Consider the following 19,153-nt stretch of genomic DNA (forward strand, 5'->3'; position numbering starts at 1 on the left):
CGTTACGATAGGTGTAACTTCAAACTATGCCATGCCTTCAACCTCTGTCGCGGAAAAAATTCTGGTCCCATGGACAAAAGACAACCGTCAAAAAGCGATATCGTGCAGTCTGTTGATGTCTGCATCGACGTCTTGCTAAATGTCGCCAAAAACCCGGATATCAGATTGACTGAGGTGGCGCAGAACCTCGGGGAAACCAAGCCGAGAATTTTACGCATGTTACGCACACTGGAACGGCGCGGCCTGGTGCGGAAGAGCGATACAGGCACTTACCGGCTGGGGACGACTGCGATCATTCTCGGGACTGCCGCCTCGACACAGGTTGATCTGGTGCGAATAGCCAATCCTGTTCTTGAAGAAGTTGGCCAGAAGGCGAACGAAACGACCCAGCTCAGGATCATCGACAATGGCGAATCCCTGTGCATTGCAAAGTTCGAACCGATGCGCGACTTGCGGGTACAGGCGATGATCGGTCGAAGACGACCGCTCACGGCCGGCTCGTACAAGGTGCTTCTCGCCTATCTCCACCCCCAGGTGCAGTTGCAAATGATCCCCGAGACTTTGCCGCGGCTGACCAAGCGCACCATCACGGATCGCAGCAAGTTGGTTGCTGAATTGGATAAAATCCGCCGCCAGGGATTTTGTGTGAGTTACGGTGAAGTCAGCGAGCAACTCGTCTCCGTCTCAGTGCCGGTTCTGGCATTCGACGGATCCGTGATCGCCGCGGTGAATGTCGGCGCCCCCGCCTTTCGCACGCAAAAAAGCGACGTCGACCGCTTCATCGTTCTGCTGAAGGAGGCCTCCAGCAAGATATCGGCCCGGCTGGGATGGTAGAGCTTTTCGTTCTGCGCCATATCGGAAAGCCCCTTCTTTAAGCAAATTCAGGGGAAAAGATCGGGGAGTTCGGAGCGTGCGATGCGTCGCAACCTGACCGCTTCTGCCGAGTCTATCGATTGATAAGGAGAGCGTAAGCGGGTGCCCACCGGTCCCCAATTGCCGATGGCACACAAAAGCTTGTCGAGAGCGGCGTTCGAATAGCCGAAATCCTGGCGAAAGGGGACGATATGCGCGTCCATAAACATGCAGATGTGTCGTTCCAGTTCGAGTGCGGCGTCGAGATCGCTTCGCATCGAGAGTGTCCAGGTCTGAGCACCGCGGGGACTAAGGCAGGCCACATTGGAAAAGGAGCCTGCTGCGACGCCTTGCTTGATGCCGGTTGCGAGATGATGGCCGGGGACGAAGAGCGAAAGCCCGGACAGATGCCGGCGTGTTTCGGCATACCAGGAAGCGTCGCCGTCGGCGAGCTTGATGCCGGTTACCTCCGGCACTGCCGCGCAGACCATGCCCAACTCCTTTGGCGCCAGCACCCGTTTTGCATGCGGCGGATTGTAGAGGATGAGCGGAATTCCGTCGGCGACGACGGCCGCCCGTTTCAAAAAGTCGACTGCTTCGACATCGCTGATCGGCCACCAGTCCGGCAATATGACCTGAATGGCGCGGGGATCGAGCCCGGCGGCGCGGCGGACGCGATTGAGCATGATCCGCGGGTCGGGCTGGCAGGCGCCGATCACGAATGGCATGGAGGAAGCCTTGCAGCGTTCGGCCAGCATCGCCTGGATGCTGTCGAATTCCTCCTCCGTCTGATTGTGGAATTCCCCTGCCGTGCCGTTCGAATAGATACCGTCGACACCGGCATCGATGAGGATGTCGATCTCTTCGCCGAGCTTGTCGAATTCGATGCTGTCATCGGCTGCGATCGGCAAAAGCAGGCTCGCCCAGTTTCCGCCGATGGCGGGATGTGGCGTCTTCGCGTTCATCTGTTTTCTCCGGTAGATGGCGGATCAGTCGAGGTCGTCGCGAATGCAGGCCTTGACGTGGCCGGGCGCGATTTCCCGCAATTGCGGGACGACGCCGGCGCAGGCATCGAGCGCGCTCGGACAGCGCGTGCGAAAAACGCATCCGCTCGGCGGATTGGCCGGGCTTGGAATATCGCCTTTCAGGATCTGTCTGTTCCGGCGGGCATCCGGATCGGGCGACGGAATCGCCGAGAGCAGCGCGCGCGTATAGGGATGCTGCGGCCTCGCATAGAGATCGGCGCTTGGCGCAATTTCCATGATACGGCCGAGATAGAGCACGATCACCCGGTCGCAGATATATTCGACGACGGCAAGATCATGCGAGATGAACAGCATGGTAAGGCCAAGCCGCTGCTGCAGTTCGCGCAGCAGATTGATCACCTGCGCCTGGATCGACACGTCGAGCGCCGAGACCGGCTCGTCGGCGACGATGAATTCGGGCGATAAGGTCAATGCCCGGGCGATGCCGATGCGCTGGCGCTGGCCACCGGAAAATTCATGCGCGTACCGATTGATCGCCTCAGTGGGCAGATCGACCTGGGCCAAGGCCGACAGCGCCCGTTCCAACCTGTCGTGAGAGGTGCCGATCCCCTGGATCTTCAGGCCCTCGGTCAGGATTTCGCCGATCGTCATGCGCGGCGACAGGCTGGCGAAGGGATCCTGGAAAATATACTGCATACGCGGCCGTTGCCGTCTGAGCGCCGAGGCGGAAAGTGCTGTGAGTTCATTCCCGTCGAAGCGGACGCTGCCTGACGAAGGTTCGACGAGCCGAAGGACGGAGCGCCCGATCGTGGTCTTTCCGCTGCCGGATTCGCCGACGAGCCCGACGACTTCCCCCTTGCCGATATCGAAGGAGATGCCCTCAAGAATGTTCAGCCGCGTACCGCGGGAAGTATAATGTTTCGAGAGGTCGCGGACGGATAGCAGCGGTGCGCTCATCTAGATCTCCTGCCATCTGATGCAGCGGCTGCGGTGCTGCGGATTGACCTGTTCAAGCACGGGAACCGCGGCGCTACAGGCATCGATCGCGAATTTGCAGCGCGGCGAAAAGGCACAGCCGCTCGGCATGTTCATCAGGCTCGGGACCATGCCGGGAATGGCGGCGAGCTTGTCGCCGGCCTGCTTCATCCGCGCCGCGTCACCCAGGCGCGGCATGGAGGCGAGAAGGCCCATCGTATAGGGATGCTTCGGATTGCGGAAAACCTCGCCGACCGGTCCCTCTTCGACGATCCGGCCGGCATACATCACCGCGACGCGATGGGCGATTTCGGCGACCACGCCAAGATTGTGGGTGACGAAGAGCATGGCCATGCCGCGCTCGCGCTGCAGCCTGAGAAGCAGATCGAGAATCTGCGCCTGGATCGTCACGTCGAGCGCCGTGGTCGGCTCGTCGGCGATCAGCAGCGCCGGATCGCAGGCGAGCGCCATGGCGATCGTGGCACGCTGGCGCATGCCGCCCGACAATTCGTGCGGATATTGGCCGGCACGGCGCCGGGCGTCCGGTATACCGACGCTTTCAAGCAAGGCGACGGCTGCGTCCATCGCCGCCTTGCGGCCCGCCCCGCGATGGATGCGGATCGGTTCGGCGATCTGGTCGCCGATGGTGAAAACGGGATTGAGGCTCGACATCGGCTCCTGGAACACCATGCCGATGTCGTCGCCCCTGATCCCGCGCATGCTCCTTTCATCAAGGGAAACAAGGTCCCGGACCGCGCCGGACCGCGTGGTCAGGCGGATGCTGCCTGCGGCGATCACACCGATGTTGCGGGTGAGCAGCCGCATGACCGACAGGCTGGTGACCGACTTGCCGGAGCCGGATTCGCCGACGAGCGCCAGCGTCTCGCCGGCGGCAACCGTCAGGTCGATATCGTTGACCGCGGTGATCTCGCCGCCGCGCATGCGGAAGATCGTTCGCAATCCCCTGATATCGAGTACCGGTCCGGCGGTCTGTTCCATCGGCTTGCTCAGTTCAGCAGGCCGGTTGCACGCAGGATCTCGTCGATCCGTGCCGTTTCCGCATCGTTGAGCGAGGCACGCGGTCGCGGCATGACGGCGCTGTCGATGATGCCGAGGCTCTGCATGGCGGCCTTGAAGGCGCCGATACCCGATGCACCTCCACTGACACGGCCCTGCGCGACCCAGACGATTTCGAAGAGCCGGCAGAGGCGCTCCTGCTCCTTCTTTGCTGCGACCCAATCGCCGCGCTGCGCGGCATCCCAAAGGCGCACATAACCGTGCGGATCGACATTGGCGATACCGGGAACAACGCCGTCGGCCCCCATCAATAGCGCTGTGTCGACGACGATCTCGGAACCGGTCATCAGGAAGACGTCCTTGTGTTCGGCAAGGTCGAGGAGCGCATAGCGGAAGTTGCCGTCGTCGCCGCTGGAATCCTTGAGGCCGATAATGGCGCCTTCCCTGGCAAGCGTGACGACGGTCTGGCGCTGCAGCTTGACGTGAACGCAGACAGGAATGTCGTAGGCGATCAACGGTACATCCACCGCGTCTCTCACATAACGGAAATGGTCGAGGATCTCGGACTGGCTGGTGACAGTGTAAAATGGTGCGGTTACCACCACTGCGTCGGCGCCGGCGGCCTTTGCGACCTTCGAATGAGCGATGACCCGATCCGTGGCCGGATCGATGACGCCGACGATCAGCGGCACGCGGCCATTCACCACCTTGGCGGAATGCTCAATGATTTCGCGGCGGGTCTTTTCGTCATGGAAGATCACTTCGCTCGTCGAGCCGAGCACGAATACGCCGTGGCAGCCGGCATCGATCAGATGTTCCAGCACGCGGGTATAGGAGGGGTAGTCGACGGTGAGATCCGGATTGAGCGGTGTTACGACGGGGGGGACGACACCCTTGAATTTGGTCATTTTCGCTTCTTTCGATTGTCAGTTCAGTTCGGCACGCGGGTCGAAGGCATCTCTGAGGCCATCGCCGATGAAATTGATTGCAAGCACGGCAAGGATCAGCGCGCCGCCGGGGAAGAGCCATTGCCACGGATATTGTTCGAGTACGGCCGTCGAGCGCGCCGCATTCAGCATGTTGCCCCAGCTGGCCGCCGGCGGCGCGATACCGAGGCCGAGGAAGGACAGGCCCGCCTCGAGCAGGATGGCATTGGCAATCTGCAGCGTTGCGTAGACCACGAGGATATCGATCGAGTTCGGCAGACCGTGGCGGAAGAGCAGATGCCCGATACCGGCGCCCATGCCGCGGGCGGCCATGACGAAGTCGCGCTCACGCAATTCCAGCAGCCGGGAGCGGATCATGCGGGCAAGCAGCGGCCAGGAGAGCAGCGAGATGACGAGCACGGTCGGCCAGATGCCGGTGCCGGCAATCGAGGCGAGCACAAGCAGGAAGATGACAGGCGGCAGGGTCATCACCAGATCGACAAAGCGCATCGAGACCGCGTCCGTCCAACGTCCCGCAAGCGCCGATATGGCTCCGAACAGAAAGCCGATGACCGCGGAAAGGGCGGTCGACGCGACGGCAACCAGCAGAGAAATCCTGCCGCCTTCGAGTACGCGCGCAAAGACATCGCGGCCGACGCCGTCGGTTCCGAACCAGTGGGTTGCCGTCGGGCCGCTGTTCATCGCCAGAAGATCGATATCGTTCGGCTGGAAAGCCCACCATAAAGGATAGGAGAGGATCAGCAGCAGCATCGGAATGGCAATGCAAACGCCGGCAACGGCCGCGCTGTTGAGCAGAAAACGGCTGGAGGCGCGGGCAAGTGGCCCCGGGCTGCGGCGTTGGGGGGAGCGTGCCAGCATGGTCAGCCCACCTTGATGCGCGGGTCGACAACCGCATAGGTGATGTCGGTCAGAAGATTGACGACGATAACGCAAGCGCCGATGACGAGCGTCGCTCCCATGATGACGGGGTAGTCGCGGGTCTGCACGGCATCGACGAGCAAAAGCCCCATGCCCGGCCAGTTGAAGACGCTCTCGATGAAGATGGCGCCGCCGATCGCAAGCCCGATGGTTGAGCCGATCAGGGTGACGATCGGAAGAAGCGCATTGCGCAACGCATGTTTAGCGATGACCCAGAACTCGAGAACGCCCTTGGCGCGGGCCGTGCGCACGTAATCCTGGTTCAGAACTTCGAGCAGCGAAGCGCGCATGTAACGCATGATCAATGCGGTTTGCGCGACGGACAGGAGGGCGGCCGGCAGGATCAGATGGTGAAGGAGATCACCGACCGAGAACTCCTCGCCGGGCGTCAGCATGCCACCCGACGGCATCCAGTGCAGGCGGACCGAGAAAATATAAAGGCCGATCAGTGCGCTGAGGAATGCCGGGCTCGAAATGCCGGCAAGCGCAACCACCGACAAGGAGAGATCGGCGAACGAATTGCGGCGGACGGCGCCGATCACCCCGCAGGCGATGCCGAGGACGATGGCGACGGCAAGTGCGGTGCCCATCAACAGCACCGTAGGTCCGATCCGCGACAGCACCAGGCTGAGTACTGGCTGGTCGAGGCGCTTGATCGAATAGCCAAGATTGCCGGTCAACGCCTGCTGCAGCCAACCCAGATACTGGACGGGCAAGGGCTGGTCGAGTCCGAGGTTTCTGCGCAGATCGGCAAGATCTGACGGCGACATCGGCAGGTTCGGATCGATATAGGCATCGATCGGATCGCCGGGTGTCAGGCGCAGCAGCAGGAAGATCAGCATGCTCAGGGCAACGAGCATGCCTACCCCTATGATCAGGCGTCTAAGACTGTATCGAAGCATCGTCAATCCGTATTGTCAGGCCGTCCTATCAGGGTGGCCGAAGCCACCCAGGCTTGCGGAAACGCCTATTCGGCGATCGACCATTTCTGCGGGGCGGCCTGGTAAGGGCCACCACCCGGCGCCGGCGTCCAGACAAAATCCTTCACCTTTGTCGAGACGATGCCGTAGCGGTTTGCCACCCAAAGCGTCGCCCAGGGCAGGTTCGTGTTCATCACCTTGCAGACGTCCTGATAGGCCGCATCCCGCTTGGCACTGTCGGGCTCGGCAAGGGCGCTGTCGAGTGCCTTGGTGAGGTCGGGCATGCGAACTCTGGCGACGTTCGGTCCGGCCGGAGGGATCTGCTTCTCGTTGATGCCGACATTGATGCTTCCGGCATCCGGCCCGTTCTGTAGCCCGGCGTAAACCATCTGGAACTGGGCAATATCCGGCGTCGCATTGAGCACCATGCTGTTATAGGTCGGCGCATCGACGGCGCGCGGAACGATGTTGATGCCGACCTGCGCAAGCATCGCCTGGACGGCGGCAAGCACGTTGGTGGCCAGCGGCGTGCTGTAATAGGTCAGAAGCGTGATCGGCTTGGCGCCGTTGATCTGGTCCCAGCCGGCGTCCTTCAGCAACTTCTTGGCCTTCTCGGGATCATAGGCATAGGTGTCGATGCCCTGGGGTATCAGCTGTTCGGCGACATAGGCGCAGTTGGCTGGCTTGGCCGCGCCGCCATAGAGGCTCTGAATGATGGCATCGCGATTGATCGCATACATCACCGCCTGGCGGACGCGAACATCCTTCCAGATCGGGGAATCGTGATTGAAGCCCAGATAGTTGACGACGAAAGAGTTGCCTTCGATGACCTTGAAGTCCTTGTTGTCCTTGAAGGTCGGCACGTCGTTGGAATCGACATAGGTGAACTGGATCTCGCCGGATCTCAGCGCCGCAATCGCTGCGGCGGGGCTGGCGAAATAGCGGTTGATGACGCGTTCCAGTGCCGGTTTGCCACCGCGATAATCGGTGTTTGCAGCAAGCTCGACATACTGATCCGAGACGTATTTGGTGAATTTGAACGGCCCGGTGCCGATCGGAGCGGTGGACCACCAAGTGTTCTTTGCCAGCTGGTCGGCCGGTATCGAAGCGAGCGCATGCTCGGGCAGCATCATCACCTTGGTCATCGTGTCGAGAAAACTGCTGCTGGGTGCGCTGAGTTTGATGACGACCGTGTGATCGTCCGGCGTCTCGACGGACGATATGCCCTTCAGCCGGGCAGCGAGCACCGAGCCGGTCTTCGCGTCCATCGCAAGGCCGATGGTGAATTTCGCATCCTTGGCGGTGAAGGGCTTGCCATCATGCCATTTGGCGTCCGCCAGCTTGAACGTGTAGGTCGTCTGATCCGGGCTGACCTCGTAGGAGCTTGCCAGTGCGCCGACGACCTTCTGCAACTTCTCGTCATAGGTGATCAGCGGTTCGTAGTAGATGCTGAGCCAGGTGAAACCGGCGGTCGCCGCAAGCGGGTTGAAGTTGCCCTGAAAGCCGCCCGGGCCGACATCGAAGCCGCCGGACAGCGTGGCTGCCTGAGCCTCGGCTGCAGTGCCTGAAACGACAAGAGCCGGAACGGCAGCCGTCGACAGCAGGGCGCCGAGGGCGATAACGGATAATCTAGACAGTCTTTTCATGTGTTCCTCCCACGTTTGAACTTGTCTTGTTGTTGGCAATCACCCGGGCAATACCCTCGTAATGACGATCCAGGCGTCGGCGTGCCTCCTCCAGATCCTTTGCCTCGATCGCATCGACGATCGCGGCATGATCGCGCCACGTCGCCATCGGATCGAGATTTTCAAGGTTGACGAAATCCGACGCCTTGTAGAAGGCGAGCCAGAAGACGTCGATCAGCCGTACGAGCGTTTCATTGTCCTGGCAGCGAAACAGCAGCCGGTGGAACAGCTGGTCGTCTGCCGCAAAGGTTTCGCCGCGCTCGGCATGGGCGCGCATTCGACCGACGGTGGCGCGCAGTTCGGCGATGTCCTCCTCGCCGATTACATCGATCGTTTTGCCGATCAATCCCACTTCCAGCGTACGCCTGATTTCAAGCACCTCCTCGATCTGCCGCAGGGCGCCGCCGAGGCCGTAAGCGAGGTTGTCGAGAAGCGGTTCGAAGGAAAATGCCTTCACGAAGATGCCGACGCCGCGCCGCGTGTCCAGCACGCCGAGCGATTCCAAGGCCTTGATGCCTTCTCTCAGCGAATTGCGGCTGACGCCGAGCTGGGTGGCAAGCTCTCCTTCCGCCGGAAGCAGGGTTCCGGGCGCAAGGCCGTTGTCATCGATATAGGCGCGCAGACTTTCCTGAACGGAGACATGCAGCAGCGGCGCGCGCGTCAGCGGCTTCATCGATTTCAATGTCATGCCGGTCACTTTCTCGCATCGCCAATAAGATGCTTGTTGCATATATACTTGTAGGATATCTGTCAAATGGTTAGGCTGATGGGCCCATCTAGCAACGTCGTTGCAGCCACATCGCCCGCGAAAAACAGCGTCCCGGCGAGAGCCCTCCCCACTTCGATGTCGCGGCTATGCAGTTGAAACGCAAGGTAGGGCGCCTGCTGAGCCTCGGTGACGCGTGCAACCTACTCGGGAGTGTGGAGGCAGTGGATTTCATCGGTAAAAGATGACTAAAATAATCACCTTATGTTGACAAGGCTTGTACCGCTCCATAGGTTCCGCCCGCATCCGTGAGGAAGGGACCAAGAATGGCGCGTGTTTTTTTGAATGTTTCTAATGTTGTATCGGGAATTTACAGGAAAAGCCTGTTTGCCACGACAGCTTTGGTCGTGATCGGCATTGCAGCATCGCCGGCGATCACATCCTGAAGCGACAGCGACCGTCACAAGCCCGTCGGTGTTGGCGAGGCTGAATTGCGGCGTATCACGATCCTCGAGCCTTAGGAAGTGTGGACTCTTGGGATTCCCAAGGCTTAGCAAATCAGATTCAAGACTGTCTTTTGGAGGCAGTCATGGGTGTTTTGGATCGTCTGATCCTTCGGGATGAGCAGTGGGAGCGGATATCGCGTCACATCATTGGTGACGAGCGCACGCGCGGTCGTCCGGCCGCGACAACCGCATGTTTGTGGAAGCGGTGCTTTGGATTGTCCGTACCGGCTCACCCTGGCGTGACCTGCCGGAAGTATTCGGCGAGTGGAACAGTGTCTTCCGCCGTTTCAGCCGCTGGAGCCGGAAGGGCATCTGGTGGCGCATGTTCGCCGCGATGTCGGACGATCCGGACTTCGAATACCTGATCGTCGATTCCATCATCATCCGCGCCCATCAGCACGCTGCCGGCGCAAAAAAAGGGCTGAAGATCAGGCCCTTGGCCGTTCTCGCGGCGGCCTGAGCGCCAAGATCCACATGGCTGTGCGTGGTCTCGGCTGCCCGGTCCGCTTCACACTTACCGCAGGCCAGAAGGGCGACGCGCCGCAAGCCGAAGCCCTGATCGAGGGCCTATCCGCCGACATCGTCATGGCCGACACCGCTTACGACAGCGATCGCCTGCGCAATGCCATCGCCGATAAAGGCGCTGTGGCGGTGATCCCCAACAATCCTTCCCGTGCGCAAAAATACCCGCTGGACAAGCATCTCTATGCCCAGCGTCACCTCATCGAATGCTGCTTCTCAAGACTCAAGCAGTTCCGCAGGGTCGCTACGCGCTTCGAAAAAACCGCCGAAAACTACCTCGCAGTCGTCATTATCGCGGCTATCGTCCTATGGATCAGATAACTGTCCGCAATTCCTAGTCTGCCGTACTTGTCCGGAGACAATACGACATTGCCTAGCACTGTCCCGATAGACCCGCTCAACAGCCGCCGCAAGAGATAGCGGCCGGCAATGAACGAGGCTCGGTCTCCTTCAAATCGGTAGGTCGTCGCCCGATCCCGTTCGGCCTGTGAAAGCGACTGCTCCCAGCGGTTCCAGTCGTGTTCCTTCTTGGGATATCGCCAGAGCGCAATTTCGATGGCGGCGGGTTGATTTTCTGACTGTTGCATAGATCCAGTATGTCTGCTCAGGACCGCGCGGCAAGCACGCAGTCCGCCAATCGTTCATCAGCCGGCGCTGGCCCGATCGGCCGAGCGTTATTTTTCGGAGATTGAGATCCGATTTTCGCTCGTTATGGCTGCTTTATTGCTGGAGTTTCCAGTAACTTAGGGTCGTTGTGCGTTTAAATAATCGCGGAAGTTTCGGCCGGCGCAGAAGATTTCTGGAAACCGCACGGATCCGTTGTTTAGTTAATACTAAATTTTTGAATCTGGTGCGAGATTTTGCATTAACCGGCAAGCCGGTCGCACCAGTTATCTTCGAGGAGACCCGCATGAAGCGCCCCAGTATCAAGCAAGCCCTGATCGTGAAGCTGTCGATCATCAGCCTGTTCATGGTTGGCCTGTCCTATGTCTCGCTGAGCACGATTTCGACACTCCGTGCCAATACCGAGCAGATTGGGACGTTCTGGATGCAGCGGCTCGTGACCGCTCGCGAAATCAAGGACAACTTCCTCGAGCTGAAACTGGTCTACGCTCAATACCTTCTGGAGGATACAGCGGAGGAGCAGACCGTCGCACGGCAAAAAATCGATGCCGCCGGCGCCGCGGTCGAGAAGGTCGTCACCGAATACGAAAAGGGCGTCCGAACCGAGCGAGGGCGCGAACTGATCAATCAGCTCAAGCCTGAAGTGAGCAAATATCGCGAATTGGCAGAGCAAATGATCGCACTTGAGAACAGCGGGAAGGAGCCTGACGCAGTCCGTTTCTTCAAGGAAAATATGGAACCTCAATCCGAGCTGGTGGACAAGGCTGTGGGCGATCTGGTCGCTTTTATTCTCAACCAGGCTGAAGGGTTTGTGGCCGCCAGCGATGGTTCAGCGACGTCCGCTTTCATGTTGACGTCCGCAATCGCAGCGCTGGCCGTACTGATCGCCATGGCTGGCATGGTGTTTGCGATATTCGGCATCGCCAATCCGATCCGAAGCATCGCCTCCGCCATGAGGCGTCTGTCGGACGGTGACCTTGATAGCGACATACCCGGTGCCGGCCGCGCCGACGAAGTTGGCGAAATGGCCGGTGCCGTCGAAGTCTTCCGCCAGAATGCTCTTAATGTCGTCAGGTTGGAAACGGAAGCGGCTGCATCCCGCAGCGAGAGCGAAGCAGTGCGCGCGGCAGCCCAGCAGCGCGCCGAACGCGAGGCGGAACAATTGCGCTTCGCAACGACAACATTGGGCGGAGGCCTCCGGCGGCTTGCAGCAGGCGACATATCTTTCCAGCTTTCGGAACAATTTGCATCCGAATACGAAAGCTTGCGCGAAGACTTCAACGCCTCGCTCCGGCAATTGGGGGCGACGATCGGAGCCGTGCTGCAGACGGTGCACAGCATAGACAACGGCACTGGTGAGATTGCCTCTGCCGCGCAGGACCTTTCCAAGCGTACCGAACAGCAAGCTGCCTCTCTCGAGGAGACGGCTGCAGCTTTGGACGAGATCACCTCGAATGTGTCGATGGCGTCCAAACGTACCGACGAGGCACGCAATGTGGCCCTGGAAGCCGATATCAGCGCGCAGCGGTCGGCAGCTGTCGTGTCGGAGGCGGAGCAGGCCATGCGACGCATCGAGGACAGTTCGGAGCAGATTTCGAACATCATTGGTGCAATCGATGAAATCGCCTTCCAGACCAACCTCCTGGCGCTGAACGCCGGCGTTGAGGCCGCCCGTGCGGGTGAGGCCGGCAAAGGTTTTGCAGTGGTCGCACAGGAAGTCCGTGAGCTTGCCCAGCGCGCAGCGCAAGCAGCCAAGGAAATCAAGGGCTTTATTCAAAAGTCGTCAACCGACGTGAAAAATGGCGTGAAACTGGTTCTCGAAACCGGTACGTCGCTCAAGTCGATCGGTGAATACGTCGTACAGATCAACCAACTCATGGATGCGATTGCCACATCGGCGCGCGAGCAGTCGACTGGCCTTGCCGAGATCAATACAGCCGTCAATCATATGGACCAGGCGACCCAGCAAAATGCCGCCATGGTCGAGCAGTCGACGGCTGCTGCCGCCTCTTTGTCCTCCGAGGCAGGCCGTCTGCGGGATCTGGTCAGTCAATTTCAATTGGACGGCGACAAAAACGCGGCGGGCGTGGAGCGCAGCAGCCGGGCCTTCGAAGGCAACATGCCAATCCGGTTGGTCACTCCGCGACGCGTGACGCAAAGATGAAGCGCGATGACGTCAGATTGTTCGCCTCAGAGGTGGAGCGACGTGCTGAGATGGTCAGGTCGGCCGTTTTCCGGACCCGTATTGGCCCGCCTCGGAGCAAGTGATCGGGCCAATCAGTCGGCGAATGAGACAACGCCGATCTAAGCGTCATGAAGGTGTTGTCCGCGCGTGAGATGACCACCGCCTTGAAGGCATGAATCGGGATAATGTCAGGAGACCGAATGCCGGCGTCGCCGGTGGAATATCCTGCTCCGCAGAGTTTCGTTGCTGCGCTTGGGCAAGCATTCGATAGCGAGACTGGCAGGACGATAGTGGAGCCTTTCGGAATTGTCTGGGGCAACGCTGTCGCCCTCGATAAAGGATTGGATACCTACGACATTTCCGCGCCCCGACTGGGTATACACCTTACTTTCAAGCATTCGGGCGTGGTCTTCGACCATGAATTCCAGGATGACGGCAAAGGTCCGTTCCTGTTGACGCACTGCGCCTTCTGGGGGGATGAGGATGAGTACGAAAGCTATAAGGGTCCGATCTGGAAGGACTTGAGCTTCTCCAGCACACTGGCCGATGCGGAGGAGAAATTGGGGACGCCAACGAGAGTCGGCCGCCTTGGTATCCATTTCTGGGAATTGCCTGATTTCAGATTGACCATGCAATGGAAGAGCCGGGAAAGCATTCGGGTGATTTCGTATTGGATGAAGCAATAGATCATGTGTCGTTCGCGCATCGCTGATCTCCAGCCGGGAAGGATCTACCAGCGCAGCAGGCGAGGGCCGGTGAAAGCGCCGAGCGCGCCGGTGAGCAGGATGCCGAGGGAATACCAGATCAGCACGAAGGGCATGCCGTTTTCGGTGCAGAACCAGGAATAGACCCAGGCGCCCGCTGCTCCCGCGGCGATACCGGCGACGAAGCCCGTCAGCCGCAGATCCGAGGGTGCCGTACGGCGCAGTGCCCAGACGGCGCCGGCATAAATAGGTATCGCGAAGCCAAGGATCAGCAGCGGGCAATGGAGCGCCGAGGAGCCAAGGATCAGCACCGGGTAAGTCTCGGTCGGAGCCATGATGAGTTGGACGGCTGCCACCGCTGCCATGGCGGCGAAGGTCACGGCAAGCCAACCGAAAAAGCGGCCCTCGGAACCGTCGGGTCGGGAGAGCCGATAGACGGCGAGGAAGGCCGCTACCGCAATCAGCGCATTATAGGCCGATTTGATCCAGAAGACCGGCAGCATCAGCACGTCAGGCATATCGACCCGCGGACCGAGAATGGTCAGCATCAGCACCAGGGAGAGCCCGAGGGCCGGCAATATGCCGAGCGCAAAGTGCTGCCACAGTGAATTGCGCGGCACCGGCGTCAGGTCCCTTGCCAGGCTTTCGATGATGTCGTCCGTCTTTGTCACGATGCGCCTCGCAATCTCTCTCCGAGCGCCTTGAGCGCCCGGTGGATGCCGACCTTGACCGCCGATTCAGACTGGCCGGTGCGGTTTGCGGTGTCGGCAACCGACTGGCCCTCCAATTTCACCAGCCGGATCAGCTCCTGTTGTCTCAATGGCAAGCCGTCGAGCAACCGCTCGACGTCCATGCGGGCCGTCAAGCTATCCTCGCTGAAGTCGCTTTCGATTTCCTCGCCAAGCTCGGTCTCTGCCAGCCTGCGTCCGCCGCGGCCGCGATGATGGTCGATCAGCTTGTAGCGGGCGATCGAGAAGAACCAGGCCGTGAACGGTCTTCTTCGGTCATAGGTGGATCGGCGAGAATGCAGTGCCAGCAATGTCTCCTGGACCAGGTCTTCCATATCCGCTTTCGTCGCCGCGGCCATCCTGCGGCTGTAATAACCGACGAGCAGCAGGCGCAAAGCCGCCAGCAAACGCCGATACGCCGCCTCGTCCCCGTCAAGGGACAGAAGCATCAATGCTTTCAGGGCTTCTTCCGAATGGGCGGTTGTCATGCTGTCAGAGAGTTCATTCGCTAGAAGCGGCCAATCGGTTACAGGGAAGATCAAAAAAGTAACGGCATCACAGCTCTATCACATGCACGTGAGGCTGTAACGCATTCCGACGCTCTCTCGAATAGCTTAATGTGAGCCATCGGCACGCCGCCAGCGGACACGAAAATCCATTTTCAGGAGAGTTCCATGACCAAGCTTTTTTCCAGCCTTGCAGCCTGCACCTTCGTCGTCGGTCTTTCTCTCGCAGGCGTCGCATCGGCTGAGGACGCCATGAAGACCGATGCGATGAAGAAGGACACTATGGAGAGCGGCAAGATGTCGAAGGATGCCATGAAGATGTCGGGCACCAAGAAGGACTGCATGCACAAGGCCGGCATGGAAAAGGACGCGATGAAAAAGACCGACATGATGAAGACCTGCGATGCGATGAAGTAGGCGTTTCGCATCTGCGCGGCTGCTGAAACTTTCTACAGCGCCGCGCGTCTTTTTAGAGACGCAAAGGACGCTGTCGCACTTTGAATTATGTATTTGTAGGCGGCCGCGTCTTCTTGTCCCGAAATGTCCATTCATCCGGAGAACAGTCATGGCGACGATCGATGCCGGCACGCAAACCGGCCGCACGCTCATCTACCGCCACAGCCTTACTGTGCGCCTTTCGCATTGGGTGAACGTGCTGTGCCTCACGGTGCTGCTGTTCAGCGGCCTGCAGATATTCAATGCACATCCGGCGCTCTATTGGGGCCAGTATGGCGCCGACAACGACCCGTCCTTCATCTCCATGGAAGCTACCGAAGACGGCAGTCAGGTGAAGGGGCTGACGCATGTCGGTTCGTTCACCTTCGATACGACAGGCATGCTCGGTCTTTCGAATGTCGACGGCGAGGCGACAGCGAGGGGTTTTCCAAGCTGGCTTACCCTTCCAAGCTATCAGGATCTGTCGACCGGTCGGCACTGGCATTTCTTTTTTGCCTGGTTGTTCGTCCTCAACGGTCTCGTCTATCTCGCCTATGGGTTGGTCAGCCGGCATTTCCGCCGGGATCTCGCCCCGGCCGGCGCGGAGCTGACACTCACGCATCTCGGCCATGAGGTCGTCAACCATGCCCGGCTGCGCTTTCCCAAAGGAGCCGAGGCACGCCACTACAACACGCTGCAGAAGCTGACCTATCTCCTGGTGATCTTCCTGTTGCTGCCGTTGATGGTTGCGACGGGGTTGACCATGTCGCCGGGCTTCGATGCCGTGGCGCCCTGGCTGCTCGATATCTTCGGTGGGCGGCAATCGGCCCGCACACTGCATTTTCTCACTGCCTTCTCGCTCGTCGCCTTCGTCTTGGTGCATGTCGCCATGGTGATCCTGTCGGGTGTCTTCAACAATCTGCGTTCGATGATCACCGGTTATTTCGCCATCGAACAGGGAGATGAACAATGAGCCGCCTCATCACCCGCCGCCGCTTCCTGATCGGTTCGACCCTGACTGCCTCCGCGCTGGGATTGAGCGGCTGCGACGCCTTGGTCGAAAGCGACCGGACGAAATCGGTCCTGAAGATCGCTGAGGGGTTCAGCATGAAGGCGCAGCGCTTCCTGCAAGGCGACAACGCGCTGGCGCGTGAATTCAGCGAGGCGGATCTCTCGCCGGTCTTTCGCTCGAACGGCACCAGCATGCCTGACAACCCGCAATATCTCGACTGGATGAGCCAGCAGTTTTCGACCTGGAGACTTGATATCGGCGGACTGGTGGAAAAACCGGCTCAGCTGTCGCTCGCCCAGTTGAAGGCGATGCCGTCGCACACCCAGATCACCCGCCACGACTGCGTCGAAGGCTGGAGTGCGATCGGCAAATGGACTGGTCTGCCGCTTGGCGCCTTGCTGCAATCGGTCGGGCTGAAGCCCGAGGCGCGCTATATCGTGTTCCACTGCGCCGACGAATACGAAAAGTCGCTTGATGGCACCGGCTGGTATTATGAGAGTATCGATCTGGTCGATGCCTTCCACCCGCAGACGATCCTTGCTTATTCGATGAACGGCCGCGACCTGGAAGTGGCGCATGGAGCGCCGCTGAGGCTCAGAGTCGAGCGGCAGCTCGGTTACAAGCAGGCGAAGTATCTGACCCGCATCGAAGCGGTCGCGGATCTCGGTCGGCTTTACGGCGGCAATGGCGGATTCTGGGAGGATCGCGGCTACGAATGGTATGCCGGGATATAGCTCCTCGGTAGGGCTCTGAAACCGAGGCGAGCCTCCCATCTATTCCACCCGGGGTGTGGCAATGATCTGCGAGCGTCGCTCGAAGCCGTCATGACGTTCCTGGTACAAGAGGACGGGATCAGCCATCGCCCCACTATCCGCCATTGGCCGATCATCTCCCAGATAGTCGGCCTGTCTGGCGTCACTTCCCCGGCAGATCCTGTTCGATCGTCGCATTCTCCCTATAGCCCGCGACCCTTGGAAATCATGAAGGTTCCCATCTGTGGTTTTCCTGTTTAACGTTTATGCGACGGATTGACGCACAACCCCAGCGATGATACCTATGCGCCAATTGGTCAGGCCAGTTGACCAGATGCGTGCTTGAGGAGAAGCGCGCCGAGGAGGCCCAAGATGTTTTCGCCTGTTGAATCACGCCGCCTCTATAGGCAGGTGGCCGATCAGATTCGATTGATGATCGTAAGCGGCGAGCTTGCCGTCGGTCAGCGGTTGCCGGCCGAACGTGACCTGGCGGAACAGCTGTCGGTGTCACGCCCGACCGTCCGCGAAGCGCTGATCGTCCTGGAGGTCGAAGGCCTCGTCAACATCCGTATGGGATCCGGCATCTATGTGGTGCGCCAGCATGCCGCGACTGTGGCGGGGAGCGAGCGCGAGCCGGTGGAGGGGCCTTTCGAGCTGCTGCAGGCGCGCGCCATCATCGAATGCGCGATTGCCGAGGAAGCTGCAGGCTGCGCCAAGCCGGACGATATCGCCCTGCTCGATGAAGCGCTGACGCGTATGAGCGGCGGCGTCAATGATGCGAGCACGGTGCTTGCCGCCGATCGCGCTTTCCACACCGGCATTGCCGCGATCGTCGGCAATGCGACGCTGATCCGGGTAACCGGCGAGATGTTCGACATGCGGATGACGCCTTATTTCGCCAAGCTCGCCAGCCACTTCGAGGGGCCGGGAACATGGCGCAGCGCCGTCGACGAACATCGGACCATTCGCGACGCGATCGCCGCCGGCGATGCCGCAGGCGCCAAGGCGGCCATGCGCGCCCATCTCACCATGTCGCAGAAGAGGTTTTCCGAGAGCTTCGGGGAGGAGCTTTCGGGAGAGGAGCAGCGCGGCCGCAGCAAGCGGCCTGCGAAAGGAACGACCAAGACTTGAGACTTAACTGAGCCCGGAGGAGAGAGCGATGAAGAGCAGACTGACAACGATACTTTGCACCGCAGCCGCGATCATGGCGACGACGGCGGTCGCGCATGCTGAGACAGTGCTGAAATGGGCGCATGTCTATGAAACGTCCGAGCCCTTCCACACGGATTCCGTTTGGGCCGCGGAAGAGATCAACAAGCGAACCGACGGGCGCTACAAGATCGAGGTTTATCCGGCCTCGCAGCTCGGCAAGGAAGCCGATATCAACCAGGGCCTCAAGCTCGGCACGGTCGACATCATCATCTCGGGATCGAGCTTTGCCGCACGCGACTACAAGCCGATCGGCGTCACCTACTTCCCCTATATTTTTCGCGGTCCCGATCATTTGATCGCCTACACCAAGAGCGATGTCTTCAAACGCCTTGCCAAAGGCTATGAGGATAAAACCGGCAACCACATTGCCGCCGTCAGCTATTACGGCACGCGCCACACAACTGCGAACAAGCCGATCGCCAAATGCGCCGATATGCAGGGATTGAAGATCCGGGTGCCCGACGTTCCGGCCTATCTCGCCATGCCGCGGGCCTGCGGCGCCAACACCACGCCGATCGCTTTTGCCGAAGTCTATCTCGCTTTGCAGAACGGCACGGTCGAGGCACAGGAAAACCCGCTGACGACAATCGAGGCGAAGAAGTTCTACGAAGTCCAGAAGAACATCATCCTCACCGGACACATCGTCGATCACCTCAACACCGTGATCTCGAAGACGCGGTGGGCGAGCCTGTCCGACGAAGACAAAAAGATCTTCGGCGACGTCATGCAGGAAGCCGCCGAGCGCACGAGCAAGACGATCGCCGGCAAGGAAAACAGCCTGATTGCGACCTTTAGGGAAAAGGGGCTGAACGTTGCCGAGGTCGATAAGGGCGATTTCGAGAAGGCCGTGATGGAAAAGGTCAAGTTCGAGGACTTCGGCTACGAGAAAGCCGATTGGGAAGCAATCCGCGCGATCCAGTAAAGCCAAGGCGCGGCGTTAGCCGCCGCGCCCTTCTTCCCC

At 59.9% G+C, this 19,153-nt stretch carries 18 protein-coding genes and 2 pseudogenes; 9 read left to right on the forward strand and 11 right to left on the reverse strand.

Going from position 1 to position 19,153, the window contains the following annotated elements; all coding sequences use genetic code 11:
- The first annotated feature begins 69 nt into the window (after nucleotides 1-69).
- Nucleotides 70-834 carry an IclR family transcriptional regulator gene (locus tag HJB89_RS26475; protein WP_221117188.1) on the forward strand — a complete coding sequence of 255 codons (765 nt, stop codon included), beginning with the start codon at nucleotides 70-72 and terminating at the stop codon, nucleotides 832-834.
- A 47-nt stretch (nucleotides 835-881) separates the two neighbouring features.
- Here the strand turns inward: HJB89_RS26475 and HJB89_RS26480 are convergent, their stop codons facing one another.
- The 9 genes and pseudogenes from HJB89_RS26480 to HJB89_RS33425 all read right to left on the reverse strand — a co-directional run.
- Complete coding sequence (locus HJB89_RS26480; protein ID WP_221150781.1) at nucleotides 882-1,817, reverse strand: dihydrodipicolinate synthase family protein; 936 nt, start codon at nucleotides 1,815-1,817, stop codon at nucleotides 882-884.
- Nucleotides 1,818-1,841: 24 nt separating this feature from the next.
- Nucleotides 1,842-2,795, reverse strand: a complete 954-nt coding sequence (locus HJB89_RS26485) for an ABC transporter ATP-binding protein (protein ID WP_221117190.1) — start codon at nucleotides 2,793-2,795, stop codon at nucleotides 1,842-1,844.
- Nucleotides 2,796-3,812, reverse strand: coding sequence for an ABC transporter ATP-binding protein (locus HJB89_RS26490; protein ID WP_221117191.1), 1,017 nt, complete (start codon nucleotides 3,810-3,812; stop codon nucleotides 2,796-2,798).
- A gap of 8 nt (nucleotides 3,813-3,820) precedes the next feature.
- Nucleotides 3,821-4,738, reverse strand: a complete 918-nt coding sequence (locus HJB89_RS26495; protein ID WP_207584521.1) for a dihydrodipicolinate synthase family protein — start codon at nucleotides 4,736-4,738, stop codon at nucleotides 3,821-3,823.
- Nucleotides 4,739-4,756: 18 nt separating this feature from the next.
- On the reverse strand, nucleotides 4,757-5,635 hold the full coding sequence (locus HJB89_RS26500) for an ABC transporter permease (RefSeq protein ID WP_207584522.1): 879 nt from the start codon (nucleotides 5,633-5,635) through the stop codon (nucleotides 4,757-4,759).
- A gap of 2 nt (nucleotides 5,636-5,637) precedes the next feature.
- The gene (locus HJB89_RS26505) at nucleotides 5,638-6,597 is read right to left on the reverse strand and encodes an ABC transporter permease (RefSeq protein ID WP_207584523.1); all 960 of its coding nucleotides are present in this window, start codon (nucleotides 6,595-6,597) and stop codon (nucleotides 5,638-5,640) included.
- A 65-nt stretch (nucleotides 6,598-6,662) separates the two neighbouring features.
- The gene (locus tag HJB89_RS26510) at nucleotides 6,663-8,261 is read right to left on the reverse strand and encodes an ABC transporter substrate-binding protein (protein ID WP_207584524.1); all 1,599 of its coding nucleotides are present in this window, start codon (nucleotides 8,259-8,261) and stop codon (nucleotides 6,663-6,665) included.
- A complete protein-coding gene (locus tag HJB89_RS26515; RefSeq protein ID WP_207584525.1) occupies nucleotides 8,245-8,988 on the reverse strand; it encodes a FadR/GntR family transcriptional regulator in 744 nt (247 codons plus the stop codon). Before HJB89_RS26515 ends, HJB89_RS26510 begins: the two co-directional genes overlap by 17 nt.
- 452 nt (nucleotides 8,989-9,440) lie before the next feature.
- Nucleotides 9,441-9,530 (reverse strand): annotated as a pseudogene (locus HJB89_RS33425) (phosphopantetheinyl transferase); the annotation flags it as partial.
- Between the two features lie 65 nt (nucleotides 9,531-9,595).
- Between HJB89_RS33425 and HJB89_RS26520 the strand changes: the two are divergent.
- The 3 genes and pseudogenes from HJB89_RS26520 to HJB89_RS26530 all read left to right on the forward strand — a co-directional run bounded on the left by HJB89_RS26520 (nucleotide 9,596) and on the right by HJB89_RS26530 (nucleotide 13,529).
- Nucleotides 9,596-10,355: pseudogene (locus tag HJB89_RS26520) on the forward strand (IS5 family transposase).
- 589 nt (nucleotides 10,356-10,944) lie between these two features.
- Complete coding sequence (locus HJB89_RS26525) at nucleotides 10,945-12,822, forward strand: methyl-accepting chemotaxis protein (RefSeq protein ID WP_207584526.1); 1,878 nt, start codon at nucleotides 10,945-10,947, stop codon at nucleotides 12,820-12,822.
- Between the two features lie 221 nt (nucleotides 12,823-13,043).
- Nucleotides 13,044-13,529 carry a hypothetical protein gene (locus tag HJB89_RS26530; protein ID WP_221150782.1) on the forward strand — a complete coding sequence of 162 codons (486 nt, stop codon included), beginning with the start codon at nucleotides 13,044-13,046 and terminating at the stop codon, nucleotides 13,527-13,529.
- 44 nt (nucleotides 13,530-13,573) lie between these two features.
- Here HJB89_RS26530 and HJB89_RS26535 read toward each other — a convergent pair whose 3' ends face one another.
- The gene (locus HJB89_RS26535) at nucleotides 13,574-14,218 is read right to left on the reverse strand and encodes an NrsF family protein (RefSeq protein WP_207584527.1); all 645 of its coding nucleotides are present in this window, start codon (nucleotides 14,216-14,218) and stop codon (nucleotides 13,574-13,576) included.
- Nucleotides 14,215-14,763: a sigma-70 family RNA polymerase sigma factor gene (locus HJB89_RS26540; RefSeq protein ID WP_207584528.1), complete on the reverse strand. Its 549-nt coding sequence runs from the start codon at nucleotides 14,761-14,763 to the stop codon at nucleotides 14,215-14,217. Before HJB89_RS26540 ends, HJB89_RS26535 begins: the two co-directional genes overlap by 4 nt.
- Nucleotides 14,764-14,949: 186 nt before the next feature.
- Here HJB89_RS26540 and HJB89_RS26545 point away from each other — a divergent pair, with 186 nt between their 5' ends.
- The 5 genes from HJB89_RS26545 to HJB89_RS26565 all read left to right on the forward strand — a co-directional run bounded on the left by HJB89_RS26545 (nucleotide 14,950) and on the right by HJB89_RS26565 (nucleotide 19,114).
- A complete protein-coding gene (locus HJB89_RS26545; RefSeq protein WP_221117195.1) occupies nucleotides 14,950-15,198 on the forward strand; it encodes a pentapeptide MXKDX repeat protein in 249 nt (82 codons plus the stop codon).
- 148 nt (nucleotides 15,199-15,346) lie between these two features.
- Entirely contained in the window at nucleotides 15,347-16,189 is an 843-nt protein-coding gene (locus tag HJB89_RS26550) for a cytochrome b/b6 domain-containing protein (RefSeq protein ID WP_221133060.1), read from the forward strand.
- Complete coding sequence (locus tag HJB89_RS26555) at nucleotides 16,186-16,962, forward strand: molybdopterin-binding protein (RefSeq protein WP_207584531.1); 777 nt, start codon at nucleotides 16,186-16,188, stop codon at nucleotides 16,960-16,962. Before HJB89_RS26550 ends, HJB89_RS26555 begins: the two co-directional genes overlap by 4 nt.
- A 390-nt stretch (nucleotides 16,963-17,352) precedes the next feature.
- Nucleotides 17,353-18,111, forward strand: a complete 759-nt coding sequence (locus HJB89_RS26560; RefSeq protein WP_207584532.1) for a FadR/GntR family transcriptional regulator — start codon at nucleotides 17,353-17,355, stop codon at nucleotides 18,109-18,111.
- Nucleotides 18,112-18,139: 28 nt separating this feature from the next.
- Nucleotides 18,140-19,114: a sialic acid TRAP transporter substrate-binding protein SiaP gene (locus HJB89_RS26565; protein ID WP_221117197.1), complete on the forward strand. Its 975-nt coding sequence runs from the start codon at nucleotides 18,140-18,142 to the stop codon at nucleotides 19,112-19,114.
- The last annotated feature ends 39 nt before the right edge of the window (nucleotides 19,115-19,153 follow it).

The organism is Rhizobium sp. NZLR8 (genome assembly GCF_019685025.1).
Classification (GTDB): Bacteria; Pseudomonadota; Alphaproteobacteria; order Rhizobiales; family Rhizobiaceae; genus Rhizobium.

Excerpts from the sequence above, each read along its gene's own strand:
- HJB89_RS26475 (WP_221117188.1), top strand. The coding sequence starts at position 70 with ATGGACAAAAGACAACCGTCAAAAAGCGATATCGTGCAGTCTGTTGAT.
- HJB89_RS26480 (WP_221150781.1), bottom strand. The coding sequence starts at position 1,817 with ATGAACGCGAAGACGCCACATCCCGCCATCGGCGGAAACTGGGCGAGC.
- HJB89_RS26485 (WP_221117190.1), bottom strand. The coding sequence starts at position 2,795 with ATGAGCGCACCGCTGCTATCCGTCCGCGACCTCTCGAAACATTATACT.
- HJB89_RS26490 (WP_221117191.1), bottom strand. The coding sequence starts at position 3,812 with ATGGAACAGACCGCCGGACCGGTACTCGATATCAGGGGATTGCGAACG.
- HJB89_RS26495 (WP_207584521.1), bottom strand. The coding sequence starts at position 4,738 with ATGACCAAATTCAAGGGTGTCGTCCCCCCCGTCGTAACACCGCTCAAT.
- HJB89_RS26500 (WP_207584522.1), bottom strand. The coding sequence starts at position 5,635 with ATGCTGGCACGCTCCCCCCAACGCCGCAGCCCGGGGCCACTTGCCCGC.
- HJB89_RS26505 (WP_207584523.1), bottom strand. The coding sequence starts at position 6,597 with ATGCTTCGATACAGTCTTAGACGCCTGATCATAGGGGTAGGCATGCTC.
- HJB89_RS26510 (WP_207584524.1), bottom strand. The coding sequence starts at position 8,261 with ATGAAAAGACTGTCTAGATTATCCGTTATCGCCCTCGGCGCCCTGCTG.
- HJB89_RS26515 (WP_207584525.1), bottom strand. The coding sequence starts at position 8,988 with ATGACATTGAAATCGATGAAGCCGCTGACGCGCGCGCCGCTGCTGCAT.
- HJB89_RS26525 (WP_207584526.1), top strand. The coding sequence starts at position 10,945 with ATGAAGCGCCCCAGTATCAAGCAAGCCCTGATCGTGAAGCTGTCGATC.
- HJB89_RS26530 (WP_221150782.1), top strand. The coding sequence starts at position 13,044 with ATGCCGGCGTCGCCGGTGGAATATCCTGCTCCGCAGAGTTTCGTTGCT.
- HJB89_RS26540 (WP_207584528.1), bottom strand. The coding sequence starts at position 14,763 with ATGACAACCGCCCATTCGGAAGAAGCCCTGAAAGCATTGATGCTTCTG.
- HJB89_RS26545 (WP_221117195.1), top strand. The coding sequence starts at position 14,950 with ATGACCAAGCTTTTTTCCAGCCTTGCAGCCTGCACCTTCGTCGTCGGT.
- HJB89_RS26550 (WP_221133060.1), top strand. The coding sequence starts at position 15,347 with ATGGCGACGATCGATGCCGGCACGCAAACCGGCCGCACGCTCATCTAC.
- HJB89_RS26555 (WP_207584531.1), top strand. The coding sequence starts at position 16,186 with ATGAGCCGCCTCATCACCCGCCGCCGCTTCCTGATCGGTTCGACCCTG.
- HJB89_RS26560 (WP_207584532.1), top strand. The coding sequence starts at position 17,353 with ATGTTTTCGCCTGTTGAATCACGCCGCCTCTATAGGCAGGTGGCCGAT.
- HJB89_RS26565 (WP_221117197.1), top strand. The coding sequence starts at position 18,140 with ATGAAGAGCAGACTGACAACGATACTTTGCACCGCAGCCGCGATCATG.